Origin of the sequence: Sphingomonas jeddahensis (genome assembly GCF_001981525.1) — a bacterium.
Taxonomy (GTDB): Bacteria; Pseudomonadota; Alphaproteobacteria; order Sphingomonadales; family Sphingomonadaceae; genus Sphingomonas; species Sphingomonas jeddahensis.
The window spans coordinates 160098-180666 of the sequence record NZ_MPSB01000002.1 but is presented as its reverse complement, the minus strand read 5'-3'; the positions used below and the strand labels follow the sequence as shown (position 1 = coordinate 180666).

19 protein-coding genes and 2 pseudogenes are annotated in these 20569 nt (G+C 65.9%); 14 read left to right on the top strand and 7 right to left on the bottom strand.

What is annotated here, in order from left to right:
• The first annotated feature begins 34 nt into the window (after positions 1–34).
• From SPHI_RS02860 to SPHI_RS02840, 5 genes and pseudogenes are all read left to right on the top strand, one after another.
• Positions 35–1756, top strand: a complete 1722-nt coding sequence (locus SPHI_RS02860; protein ID WP_076743382.1) for a bifunctional protein tyrosine phosphatase family protein/NAD(P)/FAD-dependent oxidoreductase — start codon at positions 35–37, stop codon at positions 1754–1756.
• Position 1757: 1 nt separating this feature from the next.
• Positions 1758–2534, top strand: coding sequence for a sulfite exporter TauE/SafE family protein (locus tag SPHI_RS02855; RefSeq protein WP_076743589.1), 777 nt, complete (start codon positions 1758–1760; stop codon positions 2532–2534).
• Positions 2535–2542: 8 nt separating this feature from the next.
• A pseudogene (locus SPHI_RS02850) lies at positions 2543–3948 on the top strand (cytochrome ubiquinol oxidase subunit I).
• A 5-nt stretch (positions 3949–3953) separates the two neighbouring features.
• Positions 3954–4960 (top strand): annotated as a pseudogene (gene cydB / locus SPHI_RS02845) (cytochrome d ubiquinol oxidase subunit II).
• Positions 4960–5079, top strand: coding sequence for a DUF2474 family protein (locus SPHI_RS02840; protein ID WP_076743381.1), 120 nt, complete (start codon positions 4960–4962; stop codon positions 5077–5079). Before cydB ends, SPHI_RS02840 begins: the two are co-directional and overlap by 1 nt.
• On the opposite strand, the gene SPHI_RS02835 is transcribed toward SPHI_RS02840, so the two are convergent.
• Entirely contained in the window at positions 5076–6086 is a 1011-nt protein-coding gene (locus SPHI_RS02835) for a GlxA family transcriptional regulator (RefSeq protein WP_076743380.1), read from the bottom strand. The two genes, SPHI_RS02840 and SPHI_RS02835, sit on opposite strands and share 4 nt — an antisense overlap.
• Positions 6087–6188: 102 nt before the next feature.
• Between SPHI_RS02835 and SPHI_RS02830 the strand changes: the two genes are divergently transcribed.
• The 3 genes from SPHI_RS02830 (at position 6189) to SPHI_RS02820 (ending at position 9179) form a co-directional block, all read left to right on the top strand.
• A complete protein-coding gene (locus SPHI_RS02830) occupies positions 6189–6737 on the top strand; it encodes a cysteine hydrolase family protein (protein ID WP_076743379.1) in 549 nt (182 codons plus the stop codon).
• 90 nt (positions 6738–6827) lie between these two features.
• Positions 6828–7949 carry an LLM class flavin-dependent oxidoreductase gene (locus tag SPHI_RS02825; protein WP_076743378.1) on the top strand — a complete coding sequence of 374 codons (1122 nt, stop codon included), beginning with the start codon at positions 6828–6830 and terminating at the stop codon, positions 7947–7949.
• 3 nt (positions 7950–7952) lie between these two features.
• Positions 7953–9179, top strand: coding sequence for an MFS transporter (locus SPHI_RS02820; RefSeq protein ID WP_198927804.1), 1227 nt, complete (start codon positions 7953–7955; stop codon positions 9177–9179).
• A 20-nt stretch (positions 9180–9199) separates the two neighbouring features.
• Here SPHI_RS02820 and copM read toward each other — a convergent pair whose 3' ends face one another.
• The gene (gene copM / locus SPHI_RS02815) at positions 9200–9502 is read right to left on the bottom strand and encodes a CopM family metallochaperone (protein WP_076743376.1); all 303 of its coding nucleotides are present in this window, start codon (positions 9500–9502) and stop codon (positions 9200–9202) included.
• Between the two features lie 116 nt (positions 9503–9618).
• Positions 9619–9813 carry a heavy-metal-associated domain-containing protein gene (locus tag SPHI_RS02810; RefSeq protein WP_076743375.1) on the bottom strand — a complete coding sequence of 65 codons (195 nt, stop codon included), beginning with the start codon at positions 9811–9813 and terminating at the stop codon, positions 9619–9621.
• A gap of 224 nt (positions 9814–10037) precedes the next feature.
• On the opposite strand from SPHI_RS02810, the gene SPHI_RS02805 reads away from it, so the two are divergent.
• Positions 10038–12530, top strand: coding sequence for a heavy metal translocating P-type ATPase (locus SPHI_RS02805; RefSeq protein WP_076743588.1), 2493 nt, complete (start codon positions 10038–10040; stop codon positions 12528–12530).
• A 14-nt stretch (positions 12531–12544) separates the two neighbouring features.
• The gene (gene cueR, locus SPHI_RS02800; RefSeq protein WP_076743374.1) at positions 12545–12985 is read left to right on the top strand and encodes a Cu(I)-responsive transcriptional regulator; all 441 of its coding nucleotides are present in this window, start codon (positions 12545–12547) and stop codon (positions 12983–12985) included.
• Between the two features lie 34 nt (positions 12986–13019).
• Here cueR and SPHI_RS02795 read toward each other — a convergent pair whose 3' ends face one another.
• A complete protein-coding gene (locus SPHI_RS02795; protein ID WP_076743373.1) occupies positions 13020–13565 on the bottom strand; it encodes a DsrE family protein in 546 nt (181 codons plus the stop codon).
• 232 nt (positions 13566–13797) lie between these two features.
• Between SPHI_RS02795 and SPHI_RS02790 the strand changes: the two genes are divergently transcribed.
• Together SPHI_RS02790 and SPHI_RS02785 are read left to right on the top strand one after the other, a co-directional pair.
• Positions 13798–14232: a YeeE/YedE family protein gene (locus SPHI_RS02790; RefSeq protein ID WP_076743372.1), complete on the top strand. Its 435-nt coding sequence runs from the start codon at positions 13798–13800 to the stop codon at positions 14230–14232.
• Positions 14220–14657 (top strand): DUF6691 family protein, encoded by a 438-nt coding sequence (locus tag SPHI_RS02785; protein WP_076743371.1) that lies wholly within the window; start codon positions 14220–14222, stop codon positions 14655–14657. The genes SPHI_RS02790 and SPHI_RS02785 overlap by 13 nt, the downstream gene beginning before the upstream one ends.
• 28 nt (positions 14658–14685) lie before the next feature.
• Here the strand turns inward: SPHI_RS02785 and SPHI_RS02780 are convergent, their stop codons facing one another.
• The 3 genes from SPHI_RS02780 to SPHI_RS02770 form a co-directional block, all read right to left on the bottom strand.
• A complete protein-coding gene (locus tag SPHI_RS02780; protein ID WP_233130627.1) occupies positions 14686–16710 on the bottom strand; it encodes a protein-disulfide reductase DsbD family protein in 2025 nt (674 codons plus the stop codon).
• A 98-nt stretch (positions 16711–16808) separates the two neighbouring features.
• On the bottom strand, positions 16809–17495 hold the full coding sequence (locus SPHI_RS02775) for a DsbA family protein (protein WP_076743369.1): 687 nt from the start codon (positions 17493–17495) through the stop codon (positions 16809–16811).
• Complete coding sequence (locus SPHI_RS02770; RefSeq protein ID WP_158049603.1) at positions 17492–18298, bottom strand: TlpA disulfide reductase family protein; 807 nt, start codon at positions 18296–18298, stop codon at positions 17492–17494. Before SPHI_RS02770 ends, SPHI_RS02775 begins: the two co-directional genes overlap by 4 nt.
• Before the next feature lie 83 nt (positions 18299–18381).
• Here SPHI_RS02770 and SPHI_RS02765 point away from each other — a divergent pair, with 83 nt between their 5' ends.
• Together SPHI_RS02765 and SPHI_RS02760 are read left to right on the top strand one after the other, a co-directional pair.
• Positions 18382–19038 (top strand): winged helix-turn-helix domain-containing protein, encoded by a 657-nt coding sequence (locus SPHI_RS02765; RefSeq protein ID WP_076743368.1) that lies wholly within the window; start codon positions 18382–18384, stop codon positions 19036–19038.
• Between the two features lie 249 nt (positions 19039–19287).
• The gene (locus SPHI_RS02760; RefSeq protein ID WP_233130625.1) at positions 19288–20367 is read left to right on the top strand and encodes an ATP-binding protein; all 1080 of its coding nucleotides are present in this window, start codon (positions 19288–19290) and stop codon (positions 20365–20367) included.
• Positions 20368–20569: the final 202 nt, after the last annotated feature.

Here is a 20569-nt window from a genome sequence, read left to right as displayed (position 1 = left end):
CGCGCCCGCATCGACAGAATGGAACCCGTTCGTCATGACTCCCAAGCAGCTCACCCCCGGCCTGTCGGTCAGTCCTCAACTCAGCCTGGCTGATGTCGGGGCAGCCCAGGCGCAGGGATTTCGAACGATCATCGTCAACCGGCCTGATGGGGAAGAACCCGATCAGCCGACCATTGCGGCCATCCGGCACGCCGCTGGTGCCGCAGGGTTGGGGGTTGCTGCCATCCCCGTGACGCCCGGCAAGGTCAGCGACGAGGATATCGCGCAGTTCGCCGACGCCTTGCGCATGCTCGAAGGGCCGGTGCTAGCCTATTGCCGTACCGGTACGCGCTCGGCGACCTTGTGGGCGCTCGCCGAGGCAAAGACCCTTTCGCCCGACGCAGTGCTAAAGGCCGCGGCGACTGCAGGCTACGATCTGTCGCAACTTCGTGATCGCCTGGAAGAGCGTCACGGCGACGTTCGCTCTTTCTCTCCGACTGCTCGCGCGCATGACGTGCTGATCGTCGGCGGAGGTGCCGCGGGGATCGCGACTGCCGCTTCGTTGCTCGCCCGGCGGCGCGGGCTCGACATCGCGATCATCGAACCGCGTGAGGAGCATTATTATCAACCCGGCTGGACGCTGGTCGGCGGTGGGGTGTTCGATCGACGTCGGACCCAACGCTCGATGGCGTCGGTGATGCCGAAAGGCGTCACGTGGATCAGGGCGGCCGCGGCCGGCTTCCGCCCCGAGGCGAACGAGGTCGTGCTCGAGGACGGCACGACGCTAGGCTATCGCGTGCTTGTCGCGGCACCGGGCGTAATGCTCGACTGGGCAGCCATTGATGGTCTGGAGGCGACGCTCGGGCGGAATGGCGTCACGTCCAACTACCGCTTCGATATGGCGCCTTATACCTGGGAGTTGATCCAGGGGCTGCGTGAGGGCGTGGCGCTCTTCACGCAGCCGCCGATGCCGATCAAATGCGCTGGCGCGCCGCAAAAGGCGATGTATCTCGCATCCGACTTTTGGCGCCGAAACGGGCGCATCGGCGGCATCGACGTCGGTTTCAACACATCAACGCCTGCGCTGTTCGGCGTGAAGGAATATGTCGCCGCGCTGATGGAGTATGTCGACACCTATGGCATCGATCTCCAGCTGAACTCCACGCTGGTGGCGGTGGACGGGGAGCATCGCCGGGCGACCTTCCGCCGTGCCGATGGCGAGGTGACGATCGCTTTCGACATGATGCATGTCACACCGCCGCAGCGCGCACCCCACTTCATTGCGGAGAGCGCCCTCGCCGCGTCCAGCGGCTTCGTCGACGTCGACCAGCAGACGTTGCGGCACAGCCACTTCGGCAATGTCTTTGGGCTTGGGGACGGGTGCAGTGCGCCGAACGCCAAGACGGCTGCCGCAGCGCGAAAACAGGCTCCCGTGGTCGCCGTGAACGCGCTCGCGGTGCTCGATGGCAAGGAGCCGCGCGCCATCTACGACGGCTATGGTTCCTGCCCGTTGACCGTGGAGCGCGGCAAGATCGTGCTTGCCGAGTTCGGCTATGGCGGGGTCCTCCAGCCCAGCTTCCCCAAGTGGCTGGTGAATGGCGAGCGCCCGTCGCGGCTTTCCTGGCTGCTGAAGGAAAAGGCGCTGCCGTGGATCTATTGGAACGGCATGCTCAAGGGACATGAATGGCTGGCGAAGCCGGAGATGCTCCCGCACGCCCCCACGCCGCATGCATCAGCCGCCAATCCCTGCGGCGAACCGGTTCGCCGCGCATCCTGACATGCTTTCCACCCTGCAATATGGCCTCGGCGCCCTGTCGGGGGGACTGGTGGGCTTCACCCTGGGTCTGGTTGGAGGTGGCGGATCCATCCTGGCCGTGCCGCTGATGGTCTATCTGGTGGGCGTGACGAGCCCGCATGTCGCCATCGGCACTTCGGCGCTCGCAGTTGCCGCCAATGCCGCGACCGGGCTCGCAAGCCACGCCCGCGAACATACGGTGAAATGGCGCTGTGGCGGCATGTACGCGGCGGCCGGCGTGGCTGGCGCCTTCGCCGGATCGACGATCGGTAAGGCGATCGACGGGCAGAAACTGCTGTTCCTTTTCGCGCTGCTGATGGTCGCTGTTGGTGTGCTCATGCTCAGGGGCAGGCACGCGCAGGGCATTGCGGGCGCACAGTGCAACCGGGAGAACGCGTCCAAGGTGCTCGGTTTCGGTCTCGGCACGGGAGCCTTTTCCGGCTTCTTCGGGATCGGCGGCGGCTTCCTCATCGTACCCGGCCTCGTTGCATCCACCCGGATGCCGATGATCAATGCAGTCGGTACCAGCCTCGTGGCGGTCACCGCCTTCGGCCTAACTACTGCGCTCAACTATGCCATGTCCGGCCTGGTCGATTGGCCGCTTGCGGGCGTCTTCATTGCGGGCGGCATCGCGGGAGGTCTCGGCGGCACCATGCTGGCGAAGAGGCTGTCCGCCGGCGGTACGCTGACGACGGTCTTCGCCGGCCTCATCTTCCTGGTGGCTGCTTATACGCTGTGGCGCAGCGCCCCGACATTCTAGGACGGCAGATGTTCGACTCACTCGATCCGGTGATGCTGGCACGCATCCAGTTCGGCTTCACCGTCAGCTTCCATTTCATCTTTCCGTCCTTCTCGATCGGACTGGCAAGCTATCTGGCCGTGCTTGAAGGCCTGTGGCTGCGAACGGGGCGGGATCTGTACCTCGACCTGTTCCGCTATTGGTCAAAGATCTTCGCCATCGCCTTCGCCATGGGCGTCGTGTCCGGCATCGTCCTGTCCTACCAGTTCGGCACGAACTGGTCGGTGTTCTCCACCAAGGCGGGCCCGGTGATCGGTCCGCTCATGGCCTATGAGGTGCTTACCGCCTTCTTCCTGGAGGCGGGGTTCCTCGGCGTCATGCTGTTCGGCATGAAGAAGGTCGGGCGGAAGCTGCACTTCGCGGCCACCTGCATGGTTGCGCTCGGCACGTTCATTTCTGCCTTCTGGATCCTGAGCGTGAACAGCTGGATGCAGACGCCGACCGGCTTCGTGATGGACGCGGGAGGGCGCTTCCTGCCGGGCGACTCCTGGCCGGCGATCATCTTCAATCCAAGCTTCCCCTACCGCCTCGTGCATACAGTGATCGCGGCCTATCTCACTACCTCGCTGGTGGTAGGCGCTGTGGGGGCGTGGCACTTGCTGCGGGACCGAACGAACCCGCATGCGCGCAAGATGTTCTCCATGGCGATGTGGATGGCGGCGATCGTCGCGCCGGCGCAGATCGCCGTCGGCGATGCACACGGCCTCAACACGCTCGAACATCAGCCCGCCAAGGTCATGGCCATGGAGGGGCATTACGACAGCCATCCCGGTGGCGCTCCGCTGATCCTGTTCGGTATCCCGAACGCTGCCGAGAAGCGGATCGACCACGCCGTGGAAATTCCGAAGGCGTCATCGCTGATCCTGAAGCACGACCTCAATGCGCCGCTCGCCGGGCTCGACACGATCCCGGATGACCGGGAGCCGCCCGTCTCCGTGGTCTTCTGGTCATTCCGCATCATGGTCGCGCTGGGGTTCGCCATGTTGGGCCTGGGATTGTGGAGCCTCGTTGCCCGCTGGCGCGACGACTATTCGACTGGCCGTGGCTGCACCGCGCGGCGATCCTGATGGGACCATCCGGGTTTGTGGCCGTGATCGCAGGCTGGATCACGACGGAGGTGGGGCGCCAGCCCTATACCGTCTATGGCCACCTCCTGACCGGGCAGTCGCACTCGCCGCTGGCGGCGCCGGCTGTCGCCACCTCGCTGGTCGCTTTCGTGCTGGTCTACTTCGCCGTGTTCGGTGCCGGCACCTGGTACATCCTGCACCTGATGCGCAACCCGGCACGTCCGCAGGAAGCCGAGCCCGACCAAGCGCTCGTTCGCACGGTTGGCATCACACCAGCGCCCGCACTTAGCGCGGCGGCGGGGGAGTAAGCGCGATGGCGATCAACATCGATCTCACCACGGTGTGGGCGTTCATCATCGCGTTTGCCGTGTTCATGTACGTCGTGATGGACGGGTTCGACCTCGGCATCGGCATCCTCTTTCCGACCTTCCAGGTCGGCGAGGAGCGCGATCAAGCGATGAACTCGATCGCGCCGGTCTGGGACGGGAACGAGACCTGGCTGGTGCTGGGTGGCGGCGGACTGCTTGCGGCGTTCCCGCTCGCCTACAGCGTGATCCTGCCCGCCACCTATCCGCCGATCATCGCCATGCTTCTGGGCCTCATCTTCCGCGGTGTCGCGTTTGAGTTTCGCTGGCGCGCCCCCCGGCATCGGCCACTCTGGGACTTGGCGTTCAGCCTGGGCTCGCTGGTCGCCGCCTTCTGCCAGGGCGTAATCCTTGGCGCGGTCCTGCAGGGCGTGCGCGTAGAAAATCAGGCGTACGCAGGAGGCTGGGTAGACTGGCTATCCCCGTTCACGATGCTGACGGGCGCAGGCGTGGTCGCCGGCATGCTCTGCTCGGCTCCACCTGGCTCGTCTGGAAGGTCGAAGGCACGGCCGAGGTACATGCCCGCCGGCTCTCCCTGTACGCCGGAATATGCACCTTGGCCGCGATCGCGGCGGTCAGCGCGGCGACGCCGTTCCTCCATCACGAGTATTGGAAGCGCTGGTTCGACATGCCTGGCGTCTTGGCCACGGCACAGGTGCCGCTGCTGACCATCATCATCGCCTTTCTCTTCTTCCGCCGGCTACAAGGCGGTGCGACGGTCGCGCCCTTCCTCCTCTCCCTCGCAATCTTCGCCCTTGGTTTCGCGGGACTGGGCATCAGTCTCTTCCCGTATATCGTGCCGGACAGCATCACGATCTGGGATGCGGCAGCCCCGGAGAGGAGCCAGTTGTTCATGCTGGTCGGCACGGTCGTCATCATGCCGATGATCCTCGCATACACCGGCTGGTCGTACTGGGTGTTCCGCGGCAAGGTCGGAACGCACGGGTACCATTGATGACGCCGGATGAGGTCCCATTCTGGCGGCGCCTGCTCTGGATGGCCGCGCTCTGGGTGGCGAGCGTCACGACGCTTGGTCTGGTCGCAGGCGTGATCCGTTTCTGGCTGAAGAGCTAGGAACTGGCGGATTGTACCGCCGGGCCTGCCCCGGCCTTGAAGCGCTGACGGAACTGGTTGGGCGAAAGGCCCACGATCCGCAGGAACACCTTCCGGAATGCGCTTGGATCGGCATAGCCCACGTCCCATGCGATCCTGTTCACCGGATCGGTCGTGAACTGGAGCCGCTCTTGCGCCTTGGCGACGCGAAGCCGCTGGCAGTAATCCGTCGAAGTGAGTCCCGTCGCCTTTTGAAACCGCCGCAGGAACGTGCGTTCTTCCAGTCCGGCCTGCGCGGCCAGTGTGGCAAGGCTCACATCCTGCGCCTGCGTCGCCTGCAGCCAGTGCTGCACCTTTAGCACTGCGGCATCACCGTGGGTGAGCTTGGGGGAGAAGGTGCTGTAGTAGCGCTGTTCGCGCCCGGGCGGGTCGACGAGCAGGTGGCGTGCGGTTTCCAGCATGACCGTGGGACCCAGGAAGCGATCCACCAGCTTCAGGCCAAGGTCGGTCCAGGCCATAGCGCCGCCGACGGTTATGATGTCCCCATCGTCGATGATGAGCTGATCCGTCTCAACTCCGCCCACGTCCGGGAACCGGCTCTGGAGCATGTCGCCGTACGCCCAGTGGGTGGTGACGGTGCGGCCGGTCAGCACGCCCGCCTCACCGAGCACCAGCACGCCCGAGCAGACTGACGCCAGCGTCGTTCCGGCGCCATGCCCCTGCCTCAGCCAATCCGAGTAGAGCGCCGCCACTTCTCCCGCGATCGGAGCACCCAGTGCGGGCGGAAGGATCAGCACATTCGGCTGCCATTGGCCTGCAGGATGCGTGTCATACACCCGCACCGGAGTCGGTCCTTGGTCCGTTCTTTTCCAATGACTTACGCGCAGCAGCGGCGTGTCGCTCGGCTCGCGCTTGGGTCTTGCAAACGCCTCTGCAACGGCGAAGACATCCGTGAGTCCCAGCACGGCTGCCATCTGCGCGCCTGGATAGATGACGATGCCGATCTCAGGCACCTGCTCGACCATCATGTCGGTATTGCCTCGTATTTTGTCGTTCTCGCCAATCCATATCGGACTTCTGCGGGTCTATTCCAGTGTCATCGAACCAACCTGCTTCAGAAGGAAATGCCCATGAGCAAGCGAGCAATCGTCGTCGTCGACCTGCAGAATGATTATTGGCCTTCCGGCAAGTTCCCGCTGGTCGGCATCGACGCAGCGGCGGCCAACGCCGCCAAGGTCGTCGAGGCGGCACGCGCGTCGGGAGACGAGGTGATCCACGTGCGCCATGAGTTCACCGATCCTGCCATGCCCTTCTTCAATCCCGGCACCGAGGGCTCGGAGATCCATCCGGTCGTACAGCCGGTGGGCGAGGAGACGGTCATCCTCAAGAACTATCCGAATTCCTTCAAGGACACCGGTCTGAAGCAGCACCTCGAGGAACAGGGCATCGAAGAAGTGGTGATCGTCGGTGCGATGAGCCACATGTGCATTGCCGCAACGGGCCGCGCTGCGTCGGACTACGGGTACAAGACGGTCGTGGTGCACGACGCTTGCGCCACGCGCGACGTCGAGTTCGGCGGCGTGACGGTGCCGGCGGCCGAGGTTCATGCCGCCAACATGTCGGCCCTTGCCTTCGCCTATGCGCAAGTCGTCGGGACCGACGAATACACCGCGCGCTGATCTTCGGACGCTGAAACGAGACGCGGCAGGGAGGCTCGCCTCCCTGCCTTTTCCGCGCCTGCCTCGGACGCGTGCAGAACCTCAGGAACGATGATGATGTCTTCGATCTTCGGAACACGGCAAGGGTCCGCGCCGGTGCCCTTGTCCCTTCTCGACTTCGCGATGGCGGGCAAGGGCTATACGGCGCGCGAGGGCCTTGCCGGGAGCATCGAGCTTGCTCGCCTGGCGGATCGGCGCGGCTTCACGCGTTACTGGATCGCCGAGCACCATTCGATGCCGGGGGTGACCACCTCTTCCCCGGCGCTTTTGCTGGCGCGACTGATTGGCGAAACCAGGCAGATACGCCTCGGGTCGGGCGGCATGATGCTGCCGAATTTCCCGCCCCTGGTGGTCGCGGAGCAGTTCGGCCTGCTCGCCTCGCTTGCACCGGGGCGGATCGATCTGGGAGTCGGCCGCGCACCGGGAACGGACGGTGCCACCGCCGCCGCGCTGCGCCGCGGCGTCCTGGACGCGGAGGACTTTCCCAATCAGGTGCTGGAGCTGATCGCCTACCTCGACGACGACTTCCCCTCAGATCACCCGGCAGGGAGAAGCGTCTACGCCGTTCCCGGTCCTCGGCAGGATCGGGAGAACGGGGTGCCGCGCTCGTTCGAGCGGCCGCCGGTCTGGCTGCTCGGCTCCTCGGGCTATTCGGCGCAGCTCGCGGCACATCTCGGCTTCCCGTTCGCCTTCGCAGCACACCTTGCCGACGAAAACCTGATGCCGGCCCTGTCGCTCTATCGGCAGAACTTCAGGCCCTCGGCCGTACTCGACCGGCCCTATGTCATCGCCAGCTTCGGTGTTTTTGCGGCGGAGGATGTGCAGGAAGCCAAGCGCCAGGCCTGGGCCTATTCCCACGCGATGATGCGCATGTCGCAGCGCAAGTCGTTCGTGGTGCCGGGACCGGAGGAGGCGGCTGCCTATCCCTACACCGCCTCGGAACGCCAGATCATCGAGATGTGGAACGCAAAGATCATCAGCGGCACGGGCGAGCATGTTGCCGCGAGGCTGAACGCTCTGCATGAGCGCGTCCAGGCGGACGAACTGATGTTGCTGAACCTCGGTCATTCGCCCACTGCCATCGGGCGTTCGGTGGAACTGATCGCCGACGCCTTCGACATGCCCAATCTGGAAGGAGCGACGCAGAGTGGTGGCAATCATGCAGCGACCTGACGAGTGCCGCCTCGCCCGCGATCGGAGTTTCACATGAGCATCTTTGGTTCAGGTCGCGCAACCGTATGGCAGCTGTCGGCCGCGCAGGCGCTCGCGGGCTCGCATGCGACCGTCGTCTTCGCCACGGGTGCCGTGGTCGGCCGGGATCTCGCGCCGGAGGCGGCGCTTGCGACCTTGCCGATCTCGCTGTTCGTCGTGGGAATGGCAGCCAGCACATTGCCTGCCGGCATGATCGCGACCCGCTATGGGCGCTCCCGTGTGTTCCTGATCGGCAACATCCTGGGGGTTCTGTCAGGCCTGTTCGCGGCGCTTGCGTTGTCGATCCAGTCCTTTCTGACCTTTTGCCTCTCGACGATCCTGGCGGGAGCCTATGCGGCGGTCGTGCTGACGTTTCGCTTCGCGGCAGCAGAATGCGTTCCGCCCGTGGCGAAGGCGCGGGCGCTCTCCACGGTCTTGGCGGGGGGCGTTCTCGCCGGGATCGTCGGCGGGCAGCTCGTCAGCCTCACGATGGACTGGATTCCGGGACGCGACTTTCTCGGCACCTATCTTGCGAGTTCGGTCGTGGCCCTCTTGGCAGGCCTGCTTCTCTCCCGCGTGACACTGGACCGGCCGATCGCCGGCCCGGCGACCTCCGGGCGACCGTTCCGGGAGATCGCGCGCCAGCCTCTCTTCCTGACGGCCGTGATCTCCGGATTGGTGACGTACCTGCTGATGAACTTCCTGATGACATCGGCGCCGCTCGCCATGCGCATGCATGGCCTGGCGCAGCATCACGCCAACACGGCGGTGCAATGGCATGTCGTCGCCATGTATGCTCCGAGCTTCATCGTCGGACGGCTCATCACCCGCTTCGGCGCGACCATCGTGACGGCCGCTGGTCTCATCATCATCGCGATCGCGGCAGCGATCGGACTGGTGGGCATGACGAGCGCCCACTTCCTCGCCACGATGATCGTGCTGGGAGTCGGGTGGAACTTCGGCTTCGCGGGCGCTTCGGCCATGGTCCTGGAGACACACCGTCCCGAGGAACGCGCGCGCGTTCAATCCGCGAATGACTTCATCGTGTTCGGTGCGGTCGCGGTCGGCTCGTTCCTGTCGGGCGGCGTGCTCGTGCGGTTCGGCTGGGAAGTGGTCTGCGCGTCCGCGTTCCCGCTGGTACTGGCGGCGGTGATCGTCCTGATCGCCTTTCGGCAGCGCCGAACAGCCGCCCCGCCGCTTGCATCGGTCTAGCTACGGCTATGCGCAGGTGTTCACTTGGCGTGCCTGGTCAGCCATGCTTTCATCTGCGCGATCTCGCGTTCCTGAGCCGCGATGACCTCGGCAGCGAGGCGGCGGACTTCGGGATCCTTGCCGTACTTCAGGGCGACCCTTGCCATCTCCACCGCGCCTTCGTGATGCGGGATCATCCCCCGCATGAAGTCGATGTCGGCATTTCCGGTGAACTCAACCGCCATATCGCGATGCATGCGGCTGTTGATTTCCTGGAACTCGCGGACGGCGGGATCATCTGACGCACCGGCGGCGCCGTGGCTCGAATGTTGATGCTCCGACATTCCCCTATCCTTCTCCTGTGGCTCCGCCGCCACGGCGGCCGATGGCGCCGACGCGAAGAACACGGCGGCGCTGATTAGAAAGCTGGCGGTTTTTCTCACGCTTCGTCTCCTCGTTCCTAGAGAGCCGTAGCCGGATAGCCGTCTTCCGCGAGAACCCGGCAGATTTCTTCCTGGCTTGCGGCGGTCGTCACGGTGATCTTTCGGGACACCGTGTCGGCCTCGATCTTCGCCGCCGGATCGGTCGTCGCGATCGCCTCGTTGATGTGGCGCACGCACGAGCCGCAGCTCATGTCCGGAACATGGAATTGCATTGCGATCTTCCTTTCCCATCGGGTTGATGGACCCCAGATGGGGCTTCCCATCGTTGGAAGGTCAAGGCTGGTTTCTCAAAAAGAGCATCGTGCGCCAACTGACCTAGCCGTGCGCTTCAAGGCAGCGGTCGAACGCGGCACTTGCTCATCCCGCCCCTTGACCTTCCAACGATGGGAAGCCCCACATGGGCGGGGTCAAGAACATCGAGTGCCAGCAAATCATGATGTTAGCCGCCAAGAATGACGTCGCTGATCCCGGCGTTCGGACCATCGACCTGCCGATCGAGGGCATGACCTGCGCCTCGTGCGTCGGGCGGGTCGAACGCGCGCTGAGGAAAGTGCCCGGCGTCCGTGCAGCCAACGTCAACCTGGCGACCGAGCGCGCGGCGATCGAGGGGGATGAACGCGCTGATCGGGGCGCGCTCGTCGCCGCAATCCAGTCAGCCGGCTACCACGTGCCCACCAGCACAGTCGAGCTCGGCATCGAGGGGATGACCTGCGCCTCCTGCGTCGGGCGTGTCGAACGCGCACTGGCGATGGTGCCGGGCGTGGAGCAAGCGAGCGTCAATCTGGCGACCGAGCGGGCAACGGTGCGGGGCGCAGCCGACAGGGCTGCGCTCATCGCCGCGATCGGACGCGCGGGCTATTCCGCACGTGCGCTTGGGGCGACGGGCGCCTCGGACGAGGAAGCAGCCGGCCGCAAGGAAGAGGAGCGCCGCGGCCTCAGGCGCGACCTGATCGTCGCGGCGGCATTGGCGCTGCCGGTCTTTCTGCTCGAAATGGGCGCGCACCTGATCCCGGGCGTCCACATGCTCGTCGCCCGCACCATCGGGGTGCAGACGAGCTGGTACATCCAGTTCGCGCTGACCGCGCTCGTCCTGCTGGGTCCGGGCTTCCGCTTCTACAGAAAGGGAATTCCTGCGCTCCTGCGGCTTGCGCCCGACATGAATTCGCTGGTGGCGGTGGGCACGCTCGCCGCCTTCGCCTATTCGCTGGTCGCGACCTTCGCTGCCGATCGTCTGCCCGCGGGCACGGTCAACGTCTATTACGAGGCGTCGGCCGTGATCGTCGTCCTGGTCCTGCTCGGCCGCTATCTGGAGGCGCGTGCCAAGGGCCGAACCTCCGAAGCGATCAAGCGGCTTGTCGGTCTTCAACCCAGGACCGCGCGCGTGCTCCGCGACGGGGTGCCCGTCGACATGCCTATCGCGGACGTGGTTGCGGGCGATCTGGTCGAGGTCCGGCCCGGCGAGCGCATCCCGGTCGACGGGGCCGTGGTCGAGGGCGAAAGCTTCGTGGACGAGTCGATGATCACCGGCGAGCCGATTCCGGTCGCAAAGCGCACCGGCGCAGCACTGGTTGGTGGCACCGTCAACCAGACGGGCGCGCTTGCCTTCCGCGCGACGGCGGTGGGTGAGGCTACGATGCTGTCGCAGATCATCCGCATGGTCGAACAGGCCCAAGGCGCCAAGCTGCCGATTCAGGCGCTGGTCGATCGGGTGACCCTGTGGTTCGTTCCCGCCGTCATGGCTGCCGCAGCGCTGACCTTCGCCGCCTGGCTCGCCTTTGGACCGTCGCCCGCGTTGACCTACGCGCTGGTGAATGCTGTCTCCGTCCTGATCATCGCATGTCCCTGCGCCATGGGGCTGGCGACGCCGACGGCAATCATGGTCGGCACCGGCCGCGGCGCGGAGCTGGGCATCCTGTTCCGCAAGGGCGAAGCGCTCCAGTTGCTGAAGGATGCGCAGGTCGTTGCGCTCGACAAGACGGGTACGCTGACGGAAGGCCGGCCCACGCTGACCGATCTGGTGCTGACGCCCGGCTTCGAGCGCGGCCATGTGCTCGGCCGGATCGCCGCCGTTGAGGACAAGTCCGAGCACCCGATCGCCCGCGCCATCGTGGCGGCGGCGCGTGAGGAGGGTGTCGTCCTGCCGACCGCCACCGCCTTCTCCTCGGCCACTGGGCTGGGTGTGGAGGCAGAGGTAGAGGGGGAGCGCGTCCAGGTCGGCGCCGACCGCTACATGCGTGACATCGGCCTGGACCCCGGCGTGTTCGCCAAAGAGGCCGCGCGGCTGGGTGCCGAAGGCAAATCGCCGCTCTATGCGGCGATTGGCGGCAGACTGGCGGCAGTGATCGCCGTCGCCGACCCGGTCAAGCAGAGCACGCCGGCTGCCATCGCCGCACTTCATGCCCTCGGCCTCAAGGTCGCGATGATCACGGGGGACAATCGCCGCACTGCTGAGGCAATCGCGGACCCGCTCGGCATCGACGCGGTCGTCGCCGAGGTGCTGCCGCAAGGCAAGGTGGATGCCATCCGCCGCCTCAAGGCCGAACACGGGCGGGTCGCCTTCGTCGGCGACGGCATCAACGACGCGCCGGCGCTGGCGGAGGCGGACGTGGGCATCGCGGTCGGCACCGGGACCGACATCGCCATCGAGGCAGCCGACATCGTCCTCATGTCGGGGCAACTGAACGGCGTGTCGACGGCGATCGCGCTCTCGCGGGCGACGATCGGCAACATCCGCCAGAACCTGTTCTGGGCGTTCGCCTACAATGTCGCGTTGATCCCGGTGGCGGCGGGCGTGTTGTGGCCGATATCGGGCGTGCTGCTGTCACCTGTCCTCGCGGCGGGTGCGATGGCACTGTCGAGCGTGTTCGTGCTGGGCAACGCGCTGCGCCTGCGTCGGGCCGGTGGGTTGGCAGCAGCGGAACGCGCGTAGCAAGGGAAGCCAGGATGAACATCGGGCAAGCGGCGAAGGACTCGGGCGTCTCCGCCAAGATGATCCGTCATTACGAGCAGATCGGCCTGATCCCGAAGGCCGAACGACGGGACTCCGGGTATCGCGATTATTCGCCCGCGGATGTGCACGTCCTTCGGTTCATCCGCCGTGCGCGGGACCTGGGCTTTGCCGTTGCGGAGATCAATGACCTGCTGGACCTCTGGCGCGACCGTTCCCGCCAGAGCGCGGACGTGAAGCGCATCGCAAAGGCGCACATCGCCAACCTGCGCGAGCGGATCGCGAGCCTGGAACAGATGGCGGGCACGCTGGAGACGCTGATCGACTGCTGCGCCGGCGACGAGCGTCCCGATTGTCCGATCCTCGCCGACCTCGAGGACCCCGCCGAGTTCCTGAACGTCGCTTCGGCCCTGAACTTCCGCAAGGCGCATCCTTGACGCGGCAGACTCGCGTTGGCGGACGCCTTGAGAATCAATCCGGAATGAGCGCCCATCCGCGCAGCTGCAGGGTTGCAAGCGTGGTCATGGCGGAGACGTCTACCTCGATGCCGTCGGCGAGCTCGGCGCTGGCAATGCGGTTCCCGAGAAGCGCCTGACTGCAGACGCGCATCGACACCCCGGCGGACCGCAGCGCCGCGATCAGAGGCAGATTGGGATTGTGCCCGCCCTTGTTGCGTTGCGCGTAGGCGGCATCGCTGAGCACGAGCGAAGTCGCGGGGCCATGGATCACGACAACGACATCGCCGGGCCGAGGACGAACCCCGTCGCCGCCGAGCAGATTGAGGAACCGGGCGACCTTCTCCAAGCCTGGATTGACCCCGCCTGTGGCCGGAGCCCCCTTGCTGATGTCAAAGAGCACCCGGTAGCGAAGCGACGGATCGGGCCGCTCCTTCGCGTCTGGCACTTTGGTGATTGCACCGAAGTTCTGGACGACCGGGTGGCGATCATCGGCAGCTGTGGCGCTCGCTTCAGAAATGCACACGATCAATGAAGCCGCCAGAAGCAATATTCTTGGCATTCAACCCACTCTCCATCCCGCCTGAGTGACTACAAGAGCCCGTCCCCTCCGGTCGACCGACTCCCGGGCGACAGGCGCGCGGCCCGCTTGGTTGCAGCGGAGAGATGCCAAGACGGCTGCGGTCGCGCTACTATGATCCGTTCCGTTGACGCACGAAACATACATAGTTACCTAAATCATGATATTCGTTGGCGCGCAGACTGCGTGAAGCAGGGTCAAGGAGTTGGCCAACATGGAACTTGACGTCGGAGCTGCTCTCACCGGCTTAGCTGGAGGCCTCATCATTGGTCTCGCCGCGGCATTGATGCTGATCGCTAACGGTCGGGTGGCTGGGTGTAGTGGTTTGTACGCCCGGGCGCTCGGGTTGTCTCGCGAAGGTGCACCCCGGCAAGGGGCGCTTGCCTTCATGCTCGGCCTGCCCGCCGGTGCGGCGCTCGTTGCAGTCGTAATCGGGGTAGAGTCGCATTTCCCGACATCGTTGCCGTTGCTGGTATTGGCCGGTCTCGTCGTCGGCTTCGGCACGAGACTGGGCTCGGGCTGCACGAGCGGGCACGGCGTGGTCGGCATGGCACGACTTTCCCCGCGCTCGCTGGTCGCCACGGCGACCTTCATGGCGACGGGCATCGCGACCGCGACCATCCTGCGGATGACCGGATGGGCAGCGTGAAAGCGCCGACGATCGTTTCGGCCGTTTCGGGAATCCTGTTCGGCACTGGGCTTGCGGTTTCCGGGATGATCGATCCAGCACGCGTGCGGGCGTTTCTGGACGTCGGCGGCGCGTGGGATCCGACGCTTGCCTTTGTCATGGGGGGCGCATTGTTCCCCATGGCGTTGGCCTGGATGTTCGTGGGTCGCCGCTCCCGCCCGCTCGTCGAATCCCATTTCCACCTGCCCCCGACCAGACCGATCGATCTTCGGCTGATCGGGGGGGCGGCGCTGTTCGGGATCGGGTGGGGTCTGGTGGGTTTGTGCCCGGGCCCGGCCGTCGCCGCCCTGGCGGTGCACCCAGGCCCCGCCCTCGTTTTCTGTAGCGGGATGATCGCGGGCTTCGCGCTGTTCCGCCGGGCCGCGGACGGAGCTGGTCGGTCGTAGCCCAGCTCCCAGCCTAGCCCGCAGCCTCTCACGGCTCGGCGGAGACGAGCTTCACGAGCAGATCGGACGTCAGCACCTGCGGCAACTCCTCCGTCCGCCCGCTCGCATCCGTGTAGAGATAATAAGGGATGGAGTTGCGCCCCTTGCTCGCCAGGAAGCGCGTGATCGCCGGATCGCCGCGCGTCCAGTCGCCGATCAGCGTGACGACGCCCGCCGCGCGGAAGGCTTGCTGGGTCGCGGGGCGATCGATCGCGACGCGCTGGTTGACCTGGCAGATCAGGCACCAGTCGGCTGTCATGTCGACGAAGACCGGCGTGCCGGCGGCGCGCAGTTCCGCATAGCGCTTCTCCGAGAACGTCTCGGTCGCCAACTCCGTCGACGCGGCCGCAGCGCTCGCCGCAGGCAGCTCGATGACTGCGGTCGCGAAGAAGGCGGCCCCGACCGGAACGAGTGCGATCGCAACCCGCTTGCCGCGATGCTGGCGGATACCGACCCACCACAGGCCGATCGCCGCAAGCGTGGCGAGCGCCAGACCCAGCACCATGCCGGTCACACCGACCTGCCGGCCGAGAACCCATGCCAGGCCGAGCGCGGTGAGCAGCATGGGGATTGCCAGGATGCGGCGGAGATCGGCCATCCAGGAACCCGGCTTGGGCAGCAATCGCTGCAGGCGAGGAACGAAGGCGATCAGCAGGAACGGGAGCGCCATGCCAAGTCCGAGCCCCGCGAAGATTGCGAGTGCCGCTGGCGCCGGGAGCAGCAGTGCCGCGCCCAGCGCAACGCCCATGAAGGGCCCGCTGCACGGCGTTGCGATGACTGCCGCGAGCAAGCCGGTGCCAAAGGCGCCGACCCAGTCGCGGCGTGATAGCCAGCCGCCGCTCATCGACGGACCGTGGACTTCGAATAGGCCGGCCAGGTTCAGGGCGATACCGAGCGCAAGAATCGCCAAGGCAAGGATGATCCGAGGATCCTGCAACTGGAATGACCAGCCGATCTCATGGCCCATGGCGCGCGCGCCGAGCAGCACCGCGCCCAGCGCGGTTGTCGCGAGGACGCTGCCTCCGACATAGGCGATGCCTTCGATCCGCGCGGCGCGCTGATCTGCGCCGGACCGCGCAAGACTGAGCGCCTTCAGGGAGAGGATCGGAAAGACGCAGGGCATGAGGTTGAGCAGCAGCCCGCCGATCAGCGCGCCGATCAGCGCCAGGGCGACGGAAGGAGCTTCGTCTTGTCGGACGTCGGATACGGCTTCGGCCGTCGTCTGCGCCGGAGCGGTCGGAGCAGTGGCGGCAATAGTCTCCCCGACGGACTTGACCTGCGGGAGTGGTGCCTTGGCGGTGCCTGCATCGATGCCGGTCCGGGCCTGCACCACGACGGCTCGCCGTCCATCGCTCAGAACCCCCTTGAATGTGCCGGCCGGCGCGCTTCCGCTTGCGGCAACCGAAATAAGAAGCTGGTCGCCGGAGACGCCGACCCGCTGCCGGGCGTCGGCGCTGAACCAACCCTCGGTAGCGGGATAGAGCCGGACCTTGCCGCGATCGATTCCGGCCTCCGGATCGATCCGAAACTCCCACCGGTCCTGCTCGCGCGTGACGCGCATCTGTCCTTTTGCCGGGCGCGGAAGCACCGCTTCGCCGCGGCGAAGCAGGTCGGCGTTCTTGCCGATCGAGCTCGCGTCGCCTGCGACGAGGTCGATCGCGAGGTTTGCCCGCTCGGGCACGCACAGGCTGTCGGAACATGCGAGCCATGTCAGCGCCCCGCGGACAGGCAATGGCGTTCCGCTCGGCACCGAGGAATCGACACGCAGATGCGCGAGGAGCGTGAAGCGCCCTTCGTGAACATAGCTCGCCAGGCCGCCCAGCGTCAGCAGGCTCGGTGCGGGATGTTCGAGCGCACTGATCGTCACGCCCTCCGGCAGGGTCCATGTCACCTCTGGCGGAAGCCCGCTGTCGCCAGGGTTCTGCCAATAGGCGTGCCAACCGGATTGCGGTGTCATGGTGATGCCGATTCGTGTGCCCGCCCCGGGACGTGGATCGGACACGCGCACGGCCATTTCGGCAGCTATGTGCGAGGTGGGCCCCTGAGCATTGCCGGGCGAAAGGGTAGCGATGGCCGCGCAAAGCGCGATCAAGAGCCGGAGCAGCATTGCAGTCAGTCCGCAGCCGCGTCCGGAGCGGTGCGGGCAAGCGTGACCGCCTTGCGAAGTCCACCAAGGTGGACCGCGCCGGGGATCAGATAGGGTCCCACCAGCAGCGCCGGCGTCCCGCTCAGGCCCATCATCATGGCATAGCGGCCATTGCGGTCGATTAGTGCGTCGATATCGCCCTTGTGCGCCTGGAGGTCCGCCTGAAGCCTCGCCCAGTCGACACCCGCCTTGTTTGCCGCAGCCCGGATCGTCTGCGACGAAACCTTGCCCGGTGTTTCCATCAACGCGTTGTTGAAGGCGGCGTGCTTGCCCTGATATTTGGCGGCGATCGCGACATGCGCGGCTTCGACCGATCCGGCACCGAAGATCGGCCAGTCGCGATACACGACCTTCACCTTGGGATCTTCACGCATCAGCTGCTCGAGAGCCGGATGCACCTTGCGGCAGTAGGGGCATTGATAGTCGGAGAACAGGACGAGCGTCACGTCGGCACCCTTGCGCGCGACCGTCGGCGCCAGCGGATCGTTCTGAATTTCCGCCCGAATTCGGGCACCTTCGGCGGCCCGCCGGGTGTCGCCCGTTTCCTCGAACGTCTGCGCTTGGGCGCGATCGGCGGTGCCCAAACGTCCAACAACAGCGCCCACCAACAGCAGGGCAATCGCTGCCAGGCCCAAGATCGTCACTTTCTTCATTGTTGTTTCCTTTCCAGCTCGCGAATCCCGGAGGTCAGAGCTGCTCGCGAGATCTCGCCGGCGTGGACGCGAACGATTTCGCCATCCGCGTTCACGAAAATGGTCGTCGGGTACGCGCGCGCACCCGTGGCGCCGGCAACGCGCTGGGTCGCGTCGAGCAAGATTGCGTCGCTGGGCATGTCATTGATCGAGAGAAAGGCCTTCACTCGTCCCGCCGGCTCGCCCTGGTTGACGAGAAGCACGGGCACGCTTGAGGTCGCTGCCACGTCGATCACCATCGGCATCTCACGCCGACACGGCGGACACCAGGTGGCCCAGAGGTTCAGGACGAATCCGTGGCCGCGCATTCCGTCCAGCGCGACCGGTCTCCCCGTCAGGGTAGTGAGTTGGAGTCCTTCTGGCAGCTGCTTGGCCTTCGGTTCGATGGCGGCGCTCACCGCCGCATGGGTGAGCGACAGCCCGCCCAGCGCGCCGAGCATCAGAACGGTTGCCCGACGCCGCCCCATCTTGACGAGCAGCGCCAATGCCGCCGCCGCAACGCCCACCCAAGGGGAGAAGCCGCCCTGCCACACGGCAATCACTGTCCAGGGTTCCAGCAGAAACGCGGGCAGGTTTTCGAGCACATAGCCCAGCCGCGCAGCGACGAACCCGATCCCGATCGCAGTCCAGCCCGCCTGGCCGGCGTTGCTTCCGGTCCGGGCGGCGATCCACGTCGCGATGGCGAGAAATGCCCAGATCGCAGCGATCGCCAATGCTCGGTCGGTCGCAATCATGAAGGGGCCAAGGCTGATGATGCCGTCCATGTTGGCGCCCATTCCTCCCTCAGCTTAAGAGAGCCTTAGCTGGCGTTAAGGCGGGCATAAGTTTGCAGGTTGACTGAAGCGAGATGCGGATCCTGCTGATCGAGGACGATGACGTGCTGCGCGACGGCATCGCCGCCGGGCTGAGCCTGGAGGGGTTCGAAGTCGACGCCGTCGCCTCGATCGAAGACGCACGTGCAGGCTTGTCGATCAACGATCACGGCGGCGTGGTCCTCGACATCGGGCTGCCGGATGGTTCCGGGTTGGACCTGCTGGCAGAATGGCGGCGCTCGGAGGTCACCATACCAGTCCTGCTCCTCACCGCTCGCAACCTCGTCGCCGATCGGGTCGACGGGCTCGATGCCGGTGCCGATGATTACCTCGGCAAGCCGTTCGACCTCTCGGAACTGGCTGCCCGCGTGCGCGCCATGCTTCGGCGGCAGGGCGGACGGGCGTCGGACGAAATCGTCCTGGGCCGGTTGGTCATCAGCGTTGCGCGGCGAACCGTGACGCTGTCCGGCCAGGCGGTCGCTTTGTCGCGCAGGGAGTTCGCGATCCTCCATGCACTGGCGCAGCACCCTGGGCACGTGCTGTCACGCCGCCTGCTGGAAGACAGGATCTATGGTTGGCAGGAGGAGGTGGAAAGCAACGCCGTGGAAGTGCACATTCACAAGCTGCGTGCGAAGCTCGGTCGCGAACGTATCGAGACGGTACGAGGACAAGGCTACCGTCTGTCGCGATGATGCGGTCGCTTCGTCTTCGCCTGTTCGCGCTCGTCGCTGCCGTCACCTTGCTGGTGTGGGCAGGCGCGGCAATCTGGACCGGCATGTCGGCACGGGCGGAGGTCGAGCGGGTACTCGACCGGCGACTCATGGAGGCTGCCCGGATGGTTGCCGCACTGGACGTGGCGACGCGACGATCCGGAGATGCCCCCCCTCCCGATCCGCTACTCTCGCGATCTGTCGTGCCAGATATGGTCTCTGGACGGCGGGTTGATTGGCCGTTCCGCGGGAACGCCTGACGCCCCGCTGGCGGGCGGCAGGCCCGGCTTCACGGAACGGTTTGTTGGGGAGCGGCGTTGGCGGGTCTACACGCATGTCGATCCCGAACGGGGTGTCCGGGTGATGATCGGCGACAATCTCGCGATCCGCGAGCGGCTGGTGCGCGATCTGCTGCTTGGCCTCGTTCTGCCCGCAGTGGCCGGACTCGTCGCCCTTGGCGTTCTCCTCTGGCTTGGAGTCAGTCGGGGGCTGCGGCCGCTCGGAAGGATTGCCGAGGCGATCGCGGCTCGTTCGCCGGACAGCCTTGCACCGTTGAAGGTCGACCCCGTGCCGAGCGAGCTTACACCGCTGGTGCGAGCGATGGATACGCTGTTGATTGAACTGGATCGCGCCCGACAAGCGGAGCGCGCCTTCGTAGCCAACGCCGCACATGAACTGCAGACGCCACTGGCCGGGCTGAAGACCCAGGCAGAGGTTGCACGGCGGGCGATCGATCCGGCGATGCGGGACCATGCGCTGGAGCGGATCGTCGCCTCTGCAGATCGGACCAGCCGCCTGGTGCGCCAGCTGCTCGACCTTGCTGGGCAGGAACGGCACGAGCGCCGAGCCGGCGCATGGGTGTCGATCGATGACGCGATCGCGGCGATCGAGCAGGACTATGGTCTGATCGCGCACCGCAGCGGTCGCCGGATTGCGACGGCGTGCAGCCGTCCATCCCTTGAAGTGGCGCTGGACGAAGACGCCTTGCGGCTGGCGCTGGGTAACCTCGTCGAGAACGCGGTGCTGCACGGTGGCCCTGGCGATGTGCGCATCGAATGCGCGCTCGATGGCGATCTCGAACTCCGGGTGATCGACACCGGAGCCGGGATTCCGCCGGAGGACGAGGATCGGGTGCGCCGTCGCTTCGAGAGGGGGCGCGGCGCTCGTGCGACCGGTACCGGCCTCGGCCTGCCGATCGCTCAAATGGCGATCGCTTCGGCTGAGGGCAATCTGGACTTCCGCACTCTTCGGAACGGCTTCGCCGTAGTACTTCGTTTTCCGCCTGCTCGCTTCCGTGTCACCACAGCGTAGGTACGTTCTCGGAAACGAGTGCCGGCTCGCTGCTAGCAGCTGAACGGCAGGTCTCGGGAATCGCTAGGTTAGGCTCGGACGTCAGAGTCTGGGTCGTTAGCTGTCCGGCGGGTACCGGCCGCTGAGACCCACAATCGGCTGCTCAGCGTCGTTCATGCGTACACCGGCAGTTGTTTCGAAAACGATGGTGACTCGGGAACTG